This is a genomic window from Mesorhizobium sp. M1409 (assembly GCF_040317535.1).
Lineage (GTDB): Bacteria > Pseudomonadota > Alphaproteobacteria > Rhizobiales > Rhizobiaceae > Mesorhizobium.
In genome coordinates this window covers 19717-31600 of the sequence record NZ_JAMYKV010000062.1, presented here as the reverse complement: position 1 = coordinate 31600, position 11884 = coordinate 19717, and the positions used below count along the sequence as shown (strand labels likewise).

Here is an 11884-nt window from a genome sequence, read left to right as displayed (position 1 = left end):
AGTCGATCGGTCTCGAACCCTATGACTGCCTCAACCCCGGCTTGATGGATTATATCGCCACCTGGACGGCGAAGAAGTCCGGCGCTCTGCCGGCATAAGCCGCATTGCCGCGACGGGAGCGGCTTATCGGGGCGGTCGCGCCGATTGCGATCACCGGCGCAGCGGTGCCGGAGATCGCAACGACTACCGGCGTAGCCCTGCGCGACGTCACTGCGCGGGAGCACAAGCCGACAAGCCTGCGCTCGGCCGCCATCCTACGGCCGACGCTGGCGACGTTCGGGCGCGTCCGGCCCAATGCTTTCACAATGAAATCAACCGTTTGTTACTTGGAATATCATTCTGCTAAAGGCAGTTCGCAGGGTCAAAGGGAGACCGATAGACCCCCGTCGACCGCCAAAACATGTCCGTTGACGTAGGCGGCAGCGTTGGACGCGAGAAACACCACCGCTCCGCCGAGTTCCTCAGGTTGAGCCCAGCGGCCAGCAGGGGTTCGTGCCTCGACCCATTTGGTAAAGGCCTCGTCGTTGATGAGCTCGGTGTTGAGCTCGGTGGCGAAATAGCCGGGGGCGATCGCGTTGATGGTGATGCCGTGACGGCCCATCTCGGCGGCAGTCGAGCGTGTCAGTCCATGCAACCCCGCCTTTGCCGCCACATAGGCGTGAATGGTGGGGCGGCCAAGGATCGCTGCAACCGATCCAGTGTTTATGATGCGCCCGAATTTGTTCGGCAGCATCAGGCGCACCGCCTCGCGCATCATTCGGAAGCAGGCCGAAAGATTGACCGCAATCACGCGGTCGAAGTCCTCGTCCTTCCATTCAACCAACGGGCTGCGATGCTGGATGCCGGCGTTGTTGATCAGGATATCGAGGCGGCCGTGGCGTTCGACGATCCCTTCAAGGGCCGCCCTTGAGGTCACCGCGTCCGCGACATCGAACGGCAGGGCTTCGGCTCCGATTTTTTCAGCCGCCGCGGAGAGGGTGTCCATGTCGCGCGCATTGACAATTACCGTCGCGCCGTTTTCCGCAAGCGCCTTAGCCATGGCAAAGCCGAGGCCACGCGAAGCACCCGTCACCAATGCGACCCGGCCCTTGAGCGAGAACATTTCCGACATTGAAGCCCCTGGAGCGAGATAACGAGATAAGATGACAATGCTGCAGTCTAACCGCACCTCGCTCCAATGAAAGGGCGGGAGTTTCCTCCCGCCCGAACGCACTATTTGGCGACGCAGGTATCGGCCGTCTGCGGCGTGCAGACGTCGAGGCCTGTGTAGGTCGGGTCAGCCGGGAGCGCCTTGCCGTCCTTCATGTCCTTCAGTGCCATCATGGTCTTGTAGCCCATTTCGAACGGCCGTTGGCCGACCTGGCCAAGCGAGAGCCCTTCCTTCATCTGGTCGATCTGCACGGGAAGCGTGTCGGCGACGACAAGGGCCAGCGCTTTCGAGGCAATCTTGTCCTTGTACGGTGCGACTGCGGCGCGGTTGGCATCAGGAATGAACTGCGGGAAGCCACCCGTTGGGATGAATGCGTCGAGGTTCGGATTTTTCGCCATGATGTCCTCAAACTGCTGCACCGAAAGCGGGAAATCATCGTTGGTGTAGAGCGGACAGCCTTCGATTTCGGTCCAGCCATTCTGGCCCGTCAGCGGGTCCCCGGGCGAGGCCGCCGATTTGGTGCCCGAAAGCGTATCGCGAATGCCCTGCATGCGTTCATTATGGTTGGCCGCCGCCGCGCCGCCCGACTGGATGCAGATCGTGCCGCCTTTAGGCTTGACCTGCATGGCAAGCTTGGCAAGGTTCACGCCGATCTCATAATTGTGGGTGCCGATATAAGCGACGCGAAGATCCTTGTTCTCGGGCAGCAGGTCGGAGTCCCAGGTGAGGACCGGGATGCCGGCTTCCTTTGCGGCCTGCAGCGCAACCGCCATCGCCGCGGCGTTCGATGGCGACACGGCAATGCCGTCCACCTTCTTGGCCACGAGATCCTGCACGATCTGCACCTGCTCGTCGCCGCCGCCATGCTCGCCGGGGCCGATATACATGCATTCCAAGGCGCCCTTCGATTCGGCTTCGGCCTTCTTGCAGCCGTCGCGTGCCTGGTCGAAGAAAGGATTGTTCATGTTCTTCGGTACCAGGGCGAAGGTATATTTCGCCTGGGCGCCGGAAACGGCGAGCACCATTGCGCCAAGCGCCACGGCCGCCATCAGCAGAGTTTTTTTCATTTTGACGTCTCCTCCTAGCTGAAATGCCCCGTAGGCCTCCCGCCGGCGGGGTTTTCTAGCGGCTTTTTTTGGGCATCAAGGCTGCCAGCCAAGCGGCGAGAATCGATTTGCCGCCGGTTTGCATGCCCAAAAGAACCGCGAGAACGATGAAGCCGCCGACGAAGGCGCCTTGCCAATTTGAATCGATGCCGGCCATCAGCAGCGCATTCCTGATCACTTCGAGGAACGCTGAACCGATGATCGCGCCGAAGGCCGTGCCGGCTCCGCCCATAAGGCTGGCTCCGCCGATGACCGTCGCGGCAATCACGCGCAACTCGTACCCCTGGCCCATGGCATTGATGGCCGAGCCGTTGTAGCCGAGGAGCAGGAGTGAGGCGACCGAAGCGGTGAAGGCCGAGAAGACATAGGCCTCGAATTTGATCCAGTCGACCGGCACGCCGGTGAGCCGCGCCGCCTCCTCATTGCCGCCGATGGCGAAGAGATGTCGTGCCCAGGCGGTGAAATTGAAGACGAAACCGACGATCAGGGCCAGAATCACCATGGTCCAGAACTGCGATGACAGTTCTGGTATCCAGTGCGGTGCCCAATCCTGCGGCCCATGCAGCGGCCACCTCGCCTGGCCGATCGCCTTTACGATCGGAGCATCGGGCCCGAATTGGTAGAGCATCTGGTTGGCGGAGAATACGACCGCCAGCGAACGCGCCGCGGATAGCATGCCGAGGGTGACGACAAAGGACGGCATTCCGACATAGGCGACGAAGAATCCGTTGACCGCGCCGCACGCCATACCGGAGAAAAGGCCGACGGCGAATGCAATGTACCAGGGATAGTGCCAGGTCAGGAAAAGGCCGGCGACGATGACCACCAGGCCCATGATCGAGCCGACCGACAGATCGATGCCGCCGGTGATGATCACCACCGTCATGCCGAGCGCCATGATGCCGAAAGGTGCGAAGTTGCGCGTGACGTTGGCGGCGTTTTCGGAGGTGCCGAAGCTCGGCTCCATGATCGTCATCAAGGTGACGAGGGCAATGAGCGCGATCGTCACCCAGAACGGCTGACTTGAAAATACATGTTGAAGCGCCGTCTTTTCCTTGGTCGGGACAAAGTCCGACATGGCCGGTCGGCCGATTTCCGGGGCCGACCTCCTAACACTAACCGACTCCCGAGCACTATTCGCCACGAATGGCCCCCGTTATCAGTCCGGTGATTTCCTCGGGCGACGTATTGCCGGCATCCTTGTCGGCAACCTTCGAACCTCGCCTGAGCACAATGATACGATCTGCAACGGCGAAAACATCAGGCATGCGGTGGCTGATCAACATGACGCCGACACCTTGCGCTTTGAGGCGCCGGATCAATTCGAGCACCTCTTCCACCTGGCGTACCGAGATGGCGGCGGTCGGTTCGTCCATCAACACCAGCTTGGCGTTTGAAAGCCGGGTCCGCGCGATGGCAACCGCCTGGCGCTGCCCACCCGACATCTTCCTGACGAGGTCGCGCGGCCGGGTTTCCGATTTGAGTTCCCTGAACAGCGCTGCCGAGCGGTCGATCATCGCCTGTTTGTCGAGCACCCTGATCGGCCAGAAGCCCTTCTTCAGTTCGCGGCCAAGAAAGACATTTTGCGCGGCCGTCAGATTATCCGCGAGCGCCAGGTCTTGATAGACGACTTCAATTCCCTTGGCACGGGCCTGAACGGGTTTATGGAAGTGACAAATCTCGCCGTCCACGACAATTTCGCCGTCGTTCGGCGGAAAATTCCCGGCCACTGTCTTGACTATCGTTGACTTGCCGGCGCCGTTGTCCCCCATCAGACCCACGACTTCACCCCGCTCCACCTGGAAGCTGACGTCCGTCAGGGCCTGGATAGCTCCAAAATTCTTGGAAACGTGACGAACTTCAAGCACCGGCATCGCGGTCCTCCCCGGACAATTGCCAATTTTGTCCGGTGTTAATGCAAGGCAGCTAATCAGCGAAACGCATTCAACACAATGATTATTAGATCGGCGTTATCGGATGGCAATCTCCCTCTGTTGCACGAAGGGCCGCGATGTTGCACTTCCCCAGATGTCTTTGAAGCATATCGAGGGATGCGGCCTTGGAGCGGCGCGGGGACTTGCCTACATCGCACATGTCGTCGATATGAAGGTCGATGAGTTCGCCGAAGGTTTTCAGGCGCGCTATACGGGACGCTGCGAAAAGGGTCGTATTCTGGCGTAAATTCGTGTGCACTCGGCAGGTTATAACGATTTGATGTTTAAGAAAAAATGGCGATAAATCAAGAGCATAGAGTGGCCGTGGCGCCCATGATGGATTGGACTGACCGGCATTGCCGGTTCTTCCATCGCCAGTTGACGAGCCACGCGCTGCTCTACACCGAGATGGTGGTGGCCGACGCCGTCATCCATGGTGCGCGTGAGCGACTTCTCGGCTTCGATGAGACGGAACACCCGGTTGCCCTGCAACTCGGCGGTTCGGATCCACGCAAGCTTGTCGAAGCGGCGCGCATCGGCGAGGCCTTTGGCTATGACGAGATCAATCTCAATGTCGGCTGTCCGTCGGACCGCGTTCAGTCGGGTACGTTCGGCGCCTGCCTGATGAAGGCGCCCGACCTCGTCGCCGCCTGCGTCGCGGCTATGAAAGCGGCGGTGACAATTCCCGTCACCGTCAAATGCCGCATCGGCGTCGACGAGCAGGATCCGGAGCCGGCCCTCGATGCGCTGGCGGATGGTGTTTTCGATGCCGGCGCCGACGCGCTGTGGGTGCATGCGCGCAAGGCGTGGCTGGAAGGGCTGAGCCCCAAGGAAAACCGTGACATCCCGCCGCTCGATTATGGCCGCGTCTATCGGCTGAAGGCCAGAAAACGCAACGAATTCATCGGCATCAATGGCGGCATTCAATCGATCGAAGAGGCGCGGGAGCATCTCGATCATGTCGACGGCGCCATGCTTGGCCGCGCCGCCTACCACACGCCCGGCATTCTGGCCGGCGTAGACGCCGCCTTCTACAGCGCCAAGCCCGGGGCGTTCGATTTCGCGGCGCTGATCGATATCATGGCGGACTATGCGGCACGCCACATCGAGCAGGGCGGGCGGCTTGGCCATGTCACCCGTCATATGGTCGGGCTGTTCCATGGCTTGCCCGGTGCGCGCCGCTACCGCCAGATCCTGTCCACCGACGCGACCCGGCCCGGCGCCGGACCAGATGTGCTGAAGACGGCTTTCGCGGCGGTCGAACTCAGTGGAGTGGCGGCCGAAGCGGCCTGAGTCTGGGAGCCGGAGCTCAATCCCTGAGGATCATGCGGTCGCCGCGCACATCGAAGCCCGACAGCGAGCCGATGAAATTCATGCCAAGCAGGCTTTGGCTGAGCATACCGGGTGCGGCGATCATCACCGGCATGTCCCTGCGCATGATGCCGCCGATCGCAATCTGATCGGTTTTCACGGCCGCGGCGCGTGCCACGCCGTTGGCGGTCGAAACCGAAATGGTGTAGTTGAGCGCCGCTGGATTGAATCCGGCGGCTTGCGCGTCTTCGGACGTCAGGACGGTGCTGGTCGCGCCGGTATCGACAATGGCTCGAACCGGGTTGCCGTTGATCAGGATACGCGCTTCGAAATGGCCGTTGTCCGCCTTGTCGAGCGTCACCGTGGCGTGACCGTCTTCGACGCCGAGCGCCAGCGGGCTGCCGGGAACCAGGCCCGCGGTCACGCGGCTGGCGACATCCTGCAGTTCATAGCGGTATTGATAGCCGGCGATCAGCGCGAGCACGATGGCGGCCCAGGCGCCGAGGTTGCGGGCCATGGCGCCCAATGGCCGGCCCGAGCGAAGCAGGCCGGCGCCGATCAGGGCGCCAAAGGCGCTGAGCCAGATCAGCCGGCTGAAATCGTAATTCTCGACGCCGAGCGTGCTGCCGGCGGAATCGTTGAGCATGAGCAGGACTGCTCCCACCCCGATCGCGGCCATCAATATCCAGAACAACCGGCTCATCCGCGCCTCACGAAAGCGCGTCGCGTTCGCGCGCCATCCGGTTGCGGCGCGTTTCCCGGCGCGGCCGGCGCTCGATCGTTTCCAGCCGGGCCGGCAATTCGGCCATGACGCCGCGGCGCGTTTCCGGCGTCATCCCGATCCAGGCGCCGATTTCCTCACGCGTGCGACCGCACCCGAAACAGAAGCCGGTTTTCATGTCGATCGAACAGACCAGGATGCACGGGGATTCGATGGCCGTCATGACTTTCTCTTGAGGTTCCGTCCGGAATCCTCGCTCCATCTCCACATGGTGCAACCGCGGAGCCAATGCAAGCCCTCGCGATTGCGCCCTTCGCGGCCAGCTTTGCGGCAATTTCAGGACCATGATCCAGGAGGTTGTGCCGACGACGCAAGGCGGCTATGCCGCTCACCTACTCCAGGGAATGATCGCCAACGAGATGACCAGCGCGCTGCCTTTCGACGATTTTCGCAACCTGCTGGCCAATCTGCCGGCGGCCGACACGACAGCCGAGGCCCGCGTGCGCACGCTGTTCGCCAAGGCCGACAAATCAGGCAATTCGCTCGGCCGCATCGAGGACATCGCCGCGTGGCTGGCGGCCTGGAGCGGGCGAGCTCCGCCAGCCGTGACAAGACCATTGATGGCGGTCTTTGCCGGCAATCATGGCGCCACACGCCACGGCATTTCGCCGCGCCCGGTGGCGGCGACCGCCAACGCGGTCGAACTTTGCGCGGCCGGAGGTGCTGCGATCAATCAGATCTGCATTGCCAACGATCTCGGGCTGAAGGTCTTCGATCTTGCCCTGCACATTCCGACCGCCGACATCACCTGTCATGCCGCGCTCGACGAGCGCGGCTGCGCCGCCACCATGGCCTTCGGCATGGAAGCGATCGCCGGCGGTACCGATCTGCTTTGCCTAGGCGATCTCGGCGTCGGCAACTCCACGGTCGCCGCAGCTCTGTTTGCGGCGCTGTTCGGGGGCAGGGGCGTCGACTGGGTCGGCCCGGGGTCGGGCGCCGATGCGACGATGCAGGCACGCAAGGCAGACGTGGTCGATGCGGCGCTGGCCTTTCACGGTGGCCATCTCGGCGATCCGCTCGAGGTGCTGCGCCGGGTCGGTGGTCGTGAGTTCGCGGCGATTGCCGGCGCCATCCTTGCCGCGCGCATGCAGAAGATCCCGGTGCTGCTCGACGGGCTTGCCGCAACGGCCGCCGCGGCGGTGCTGCAAGCCGCCAATTCCGCCGCGCTCGACCATTGCCTGCTTGCCGGCCTGTCGCCAGAACCCGCACACGCCCGGGCTGCTCAACGCCTCGGCCTGCGCCCGTTGCTTGATTTTGGCATCAGCCATGGCGAAGGGGCAGGGGCCGCCCTTGCCGCGGGTCTGGTCAAGGCAGCCGCGCTGACCAGCTCGGGCATGGCGGCTGCGGTGCGCAGCTAAGAAACCGGCACATTGCATCTCGACAGCTTTCGACTTATCGCCGCCGAGCTGCTGCTACCGTCGCGGTCGGCAGCGCCGGCAATTCCTCCATTACCCGGCTCAGCGGGAATATGGCGATCGCCTCTGTCCCTTCGCGCAGCTTGGAATGAAGTTCGAACTCGCCGCCATGCATCGCGAGCAGCCCTTGCACGATCGGCAGGCCAAGGCCGGTTCCTTGCTCGGCGCTCTTGATGGCGATCGAGCCTTGGCCGAAGGCGGAAAGCACAATCGGAATCTCGTCTTCCGGTATGCCGGGCCCATTGTCCTTGATCGAAATGTACTGCCCGCCGCCCGCCGTCCAGCCGACGCGGACACGAATTTCGCCACCGGTGGCGGTGAACTTGATGGCATTCGACAGAAGGTTGAGCGTGATCTGCCGCACCGCCCGCTCATCGGCGAACAAGCGTGGCAATTCATGCTCGAAATCCTGGATGACGCGTATATCCTTATTGCGCGCCCTCAGCTCCATCATGTGGCAGCAATCCTCGACGATACCGAGCAGCATCAAGGGCTCTTCATTGAGCTGGTAGCGGCCAGCCTCGATGCGCGACAGGTCGAGGATCTCATTGATCAGGTCGAGCAGATGCTGGCCGGATTCGTGCACGTCGTGGGCGTAGTCGCGATAGGTGGGGTTGCTCATCGGTCCCAGCACCTCGTTCGACATCACCTCGGAAAAACCGAGAATGGCATTGAGCGGTGTGCGCAGTTCGTGGCTCATCGAAGCAAGGAACCGCGATTTCGCCAGATTGGCGTCTTCCGCCCGGCGTCGCGCCTCGTCCGACATCGATTTCGCTGTCTCCAGTTCGGCGACCAACGCATCCTTTTCGGAGCGGAACGACAGCATCATGAGGGACGAGCGGTTGAGGTGACGGGCGACATAGGCGAAGAAGGGCAGCGACACGACCAGCAGCCCGGCCATGATCACCTCAATCGGCATCCACAGCTTGACGCCGCCATAGGCGTAGAGCGCCACCGGAACGGCAAACGTCGCCAACAGCGCTCCGCGCAGGGACGAGGTCATCACCGCGGTCGCCGCCATGGCGAACAGCAGCACCACGGCCTTGACGATGTGGAGCGGGTCGACCTCGCAGACGTTGCAGCCAAGCCAGACGAACCATGCCCAGCCTAGACCGCACAAGAAATGGCCGATCAGGAATTCTCGTCGTGTTTGCAAAGGGTTGAGCTCGGAAGCTTCAGTACGCTCGATGCGCCGCGCCATGAAGGCGACGATGGTGTAGCAGGTCAGCGTGAACAGCGCCCAGAGGCCGATCTCGTTGCCGACGCCGGCCAGCCGGCCACCCGCCGCGATCACCAGAACGAGAAGCGGGACGGCGATTGCGCCGCTGGTCATCGCCCGGGCGTGGAGCTTCAGCAGTTCGCGATCGAAATCGGGATTGCCGGCCTGCTGCGAAAGACGGTCACGCGTCTTGCGCACCGCGCGTGCCACATCGCTGTTGCGATGAGGTTTCCTGCGGTCCACAATGAACTTGTCCGCTGTGTTCGAGCGTTGCAAGGGCATCAAAACTTCAATTATGCGAGCAGCGGTTTCCAAGTGTTAAGCTACGTTCGAATGATTAACCAACCGTTTGCCATATGAGCCGTCCGTGGTCGCCAAGGCGGCGTCCGCGATACGTCGCGCCACCCCGAAGCCTGTGGCGCCGGCTGGTCGATTACGGGTTTACCGCTATCATTCTCGGGCTGCTGATCCTGCTGGCGGCCCGCCTCGACCGCGTGGAAACCCGCAAGACGCAAGGTGCGGCTATCATCAATGACGGCGATTCGATCACGCTTGGTGCCGAGCGCATTCGCATGCGCGGCATCGATGCTCCGGAATATACGCAGACCTGCCGCAGGAACGGCGCCGACTATCCCTGCGGCACGCTTGCGCGCCAGTCGCTTTTGCGCTTGATCGCCGGCAAGCCCGTCTCCTGTACCGGCTGGCAGCGTGACCGCTATGGCCGGCTGCTCGGCAACTGCACCGCCGGCGGCAAGGACCTCAACCGGGCGCAGGTGGAAGCGGGCTGGGCGGTTGCCTATGGCGACTTCGAGAGCGAGGAAGCCATCGCGCGCGCAGGAAAGGCCGGCATCTGGGCGGGAACGTTCGACCAGCCGCAGGACTGGCGCGACAGCCATCACGGCGAAGTCGTCGAGAGGAAGCACGGTACGCTGGCGTCAATGGGCGACGCCGCGCGCGAGATTTTTCGCTTCTGGTGATCCGCATCGTGTAATTGGACCGCGAACGAATGGGAGGATGAAGATGAAGCTCTTCGACGGTGGCCGGGCGCCCAATCCACGACGGGTCCGCGTTTTCCTCGCCGAGAAAGGCATCACGGTTCCGCAGGTAGCTGTCGACATGGGTGCTCTCGAGCACAGACAACAGGCAATCAGCTCTCGCAACCCTTTGCAACGCCTGCCGGTGCTGGAGCTCGACGATGGCACCATCATCACCGAATCCGTCGCCATCTGCCGCTATTTCGAAGAACTGCATCCCGAGCCAGCCCTGTTCGGTCGTGGCGCACTCGGCAAGGCGCAGGTCGAGATGTGGCAGCGACGGATGGAGTTCAACTTGCTCAGCTGCGTCGCGCAGGCGTTTCGCCACATCCATCCGGCCATGAAGGAATGGGAAATCCCGCAGATCCCCGAATGGGGCGAGGCCAACAAGCCGAAGGCCGTGCAGTTCCTCAAACTGTTGGACGGTGAACTGGGCAATCGAGAATTCATCGCCGGTGACAGCTATTCGATCGCCGATATCACCGGGCTTATCGCCGTCGATTTCATGAAGCCGGCACGCATCAAGGTGCCGGATGAATGCACCAATGTGCTGCGCTGGCACCAGGCCGTCTCCAGCCGTCCGAGCGCATCAGCCTGAAAATGACTGTCGAACTCGACTGCCTCACCGCCAAGATTCGCGCTTGCCGCATCTGCGTGGAAAACCCTGTCGGCAAGCCGTTGCCGCACGAACCTCGTCCGGTGCTGCGACCCTCGTCCAGCGCCCGTATCCTGATCGCCAGCCAGGCGCCGGGGACCAAGGTGCATCTGTCGGGCATGCCGTTTACCGATGCCTCCGGCGACCGCTTGCGCAGTTGGCTGGGCGTGACAAGCGACGAATTCTACGACATCGAAAAGTTCGCCATCGTGCCGATGGGTTTCTGCTTTCCCGGCCAGGATGCCAAGGGCGGAGACCTGCCGCCGAGGCGTGAATGCGCGCCGGCCTGGCGCGCGCCCTTGATGGCTTTGATGCCACGGATCGACCTAGTGCTGACGATCGGCATCTATGCACAGTCCTGGCACATGGGTGCCGAGCGCCGGCCCTCGTTGACGCAAACGGTAATGGACTGGCGCTCCCTCTGGGAGAATTCCATCGGCCCGAAAGTGCTGCCACTGCCGCACCCATCATGGCGCAACACCGGCTGGCTGAAGAAGAATCCCTGGTTTGAAATGGATTTGCTGCCTTTCCTGCGGTCGGAAATCCGCTATCGCCTTGGTTGACCTTTCAGCAAGAAATCACTCGCTTTTCGCCATATTGACAGAATTTCTTTCTTGTGAAAGGTCGAAATAAGGGGGAATATAGCCAATCTATTCCCAAGCGCGTCGCGCCCGAGGGCACGCGACGCGCTTTGAATTTTTGTCTTACGCATGTCGTTATCCCAAAACCGCTACGCACTTTTGGGCGACATGCACCAGGGAGCACTCGATGGATCGCCTCGATAGAAAAATTCTCCGCCTGTTGCAGGAGGACGCGACACTCGCGGTCGCCGATGTCGCCAAGAAAGTCGGGCTGTCGACGACGCCTTGCTGGCGGCGCATCCAGAAGCTCGAGGAAGAGGGCGTCATCAAGCGGCGTGTCGCCATTCTCGACCATGAAAAGGTTAATGTGCGCGTCACCGTCTTCGTGTCGATCCGCACCAATTCGCATAGTCATGAGTGGCTGAGGCGCTTCTCGGAAGTCATCCAGGAGTTTCCCGAGGTGGTCGAGTTCTACCGCATGAGCGGCGACGTCGACTATCTCCTGCGCGTCGTGGTGCCGGACATCGCCGCCTATGATGCGTTCTACAAGCGGCTGATCGCCAAGATCGAAATCCGTGACGTGTCGTCGTCCTTCGCCATGGAGCAGATCAAGTACACCACCGAAATCCCGCTTGACTACATGGTGCTGGACAAGGAGTCGGGCGCCAACGCCGCCTGAGCTGACCCTTGCGCAAGGT

The 11884-nt window shown here is 62.0% G+C and carries 14 protein-coding genes and 1 pseudogene; 8 read left to right on the top strand and 7 right to left on the bottom strand.

Annotated features, from left to right (window positions below; translation table 11 throughout):
• Positions 1–98: pseudogene (locus NKG99_RS31170) on the top strand (S-(hydroxymethyl)glutathione synthase); the annotation flags it as partial.
• Between the two features lie 263 nt (positions 99–361).
• Here the strand turns inward: NKG99_RS31170 and NKG99_RS31165 are convergent.
• From NKG99_RS31165 to NKG99_RS31150, 4 genes are all read right to left on the bottom strand, one after another.
• Entirely contained in the window at positions 362–1102 is a 741-nt protein-coding gene (locus tag NKG99_RS31165; protein WP_352873091.1) for an SDR family NAD(P)-dependent oxidoreductase, read from the bottom strand.
• Between the two features lie 110 nt (positions 1103–1212).
• Positions 1213–2217 carry a sugar-binding protein gene (locus NKG99_RS31160; RefSeq protein WP_352873090.1) on the bottom strand — a complete coding sequence of 335 codons (1005 nt, stop codon included), beginning with the start codon at positions 2215–2217 and terminating at the stop codon, positions 1213–1215.
• A 55-nt stretch (positions 2218–2272) separates the two neighbouring features.
• Positions 2273–3334 carry an ABC transporter permease gene (locus tag NKG99_RS31155; RefSeq protein ID WP_352873088.1) on the bottom strand — a complete coding sequence of 354 codons (1062 nt, stop codon included), beginning with the start codon at positions 3332–3334 and terminating at the stop codon, positions 2273–2275.
• Between the two features lie 55 nt (positions 3335–3389).
• Complete coding sequence (locus tag NKG99_RS31150) at positions 3390–4130, bottom strand: ATP-binding cassette domain-containing protein (RefSeq protein WP_352873087.1); 741 nt, start codon at positions 4128–4130, stop codon at positions 3390–3392.
• 103 nt (positions 4131–4233) lie between these two features.
• Between NKG99_RS31150 and NKG99_RS31145 the strand changes: the two genes are divergently transcribed.
• Positions 4234–4437, top strand: coding sequence for a hypothetical protein (locus tag NKG99_RS31145; protein ID WP_352873085.1), 204 nt, complete (start codon positions 4234–4236; stop codon positions 4435–4437).
• Positions 4438–4484: 47 nt separating this feature from the next.
• Entirely contained in the window at positions 4485–5483 is a 999-nt protein-coding gene (dusA, locus tag NKG99_RS31140) for a tRNA dihydrouridine(20/20a) synthase DusA (RefSeq protein ID WP_352873084.1), read from the top strand.
• Between the two features lie 16 nt (positions 5484–5499).
• Here dusA and NKG99_RS31135 read toward each other — a convergent pair whose 3' ends face one another.
• Together NKG99_RS31135 and NKG99_RS31130 are read right to left on the bottom strand one after the other, a co-directional pair.
• On the bottom strand, positions 5500–6204 hold the full coding sequence (locus tag NKG99_RS31135) for a TIGR02281 family clan AA aspartic protease (RefSeq protein ID WP_352873083.1): 705 nt from the start codon (positions 6202–6204) through the stop codon (positions 5500–5502).
• A gap of 7 nt (positions 6205–6211) precedes the next feature.
• The gene (locus NKG99_RS31130; protein ID WP_352873082.1) at positions 6212–6445 is read right to left on the bottom strand and encodes a DUF1289 domain-containing protein; all 234 of its coding nucleotides are present in this window, start codon (positions 6443–6445) and stop codon (positions 6212–6214) included.
• Positions 6446–6641: 196 nt separating this feature from the next.
• Between NKG99_RS31130 and NKG99_RS31125 the strand changes: the two genes are divergently transcribed.
• Positions 6642–7640: a nicotinate-nucleotide--dimethylbenzimidazole phosphoribosyltransferase gene (locus NKG99_RS31125; protein ID WP_352873096.1), complete on the top strand. Its 999-nt coding sequence runs from the start codon at positions 6642–6644 to the stop codon at positions 7638–7640.
• Between the two features lie 34 nt (positions 7641–7674).
• On the opposite strand, the gene NKG99_RS31120 is transcribed toward NKG99_RS31125, so the two are convergent.
• On the bottom strand, positions 7675–9198 hold the full coding sequence (locus tag NKG99_RS31120; protein ID WP_352873081.1) for a sensor histidine kinase: 1524 nt from the start codon (positions 9196–9198) through the stop codon (positions 7675–7677).
• Between the two features lie 74 nt (positions 9199–9272).
• On the opposite strand from NKG99_RS31120, the gene NKG99_RS31115 reads away from it, so the two are divergent.
• The 4 genes from NKG99_RS31115 (at position 9273) to NKG99_RS31100 (ending at position 11865) form a co-directional block, all read left to right on the top strand.
• Positions 9273–9893 (top strand): thermonuclease family protein, encoded by a 621-nt coding sequence (locus NKG99_RS31115; protein WP_352873080.1) that lies wholly within the window; start codon positions 9273–9275, stop codon positions 9891–9893.
• Between the two features lie 43 nt (positions 9894–9936).
• Complete coding sequence (locus NKG99_RS31110) at positions 9937–10548, top strand: glutathione S-transferase (protein WP_352873079.1); 612 nt, start codon at positions 9937–9939, stop codon at positions 10546–10548.
• The gene (locus NKG99_RS31105) at positions 10488–11168 is read left to right on the top strand and encodes a uracil-DNA glycosylase family protein (RefSeq protein WP_352873078.1); all 681 of its coding nucleotides are present in this window, start codon (positions 10488–10490) and stop codon (positions 11166–11168) included. The genes NKG99_RS31110 and NKG99_RS31105 overlap by 61 nt, the downstream gene beginning before the upstream one ends.
• 205 nt (positions 11169–11373) lie before the next feature.
• The gene (locus NKG99_RS31100; RefSeq protein WP_006205209.1) at positions 11374–11865 is read left to right on the top strand and encodes an Lrp/AsnC family transcriptional regulator; all 492 of its coding nucleotides are present in this window, start codon (positions 11374–11376) and stop codon (positions 11863–11865) included.
• The last annotated feature ends 19 nt before the right edge of the window (positions 11866–11884 follow it).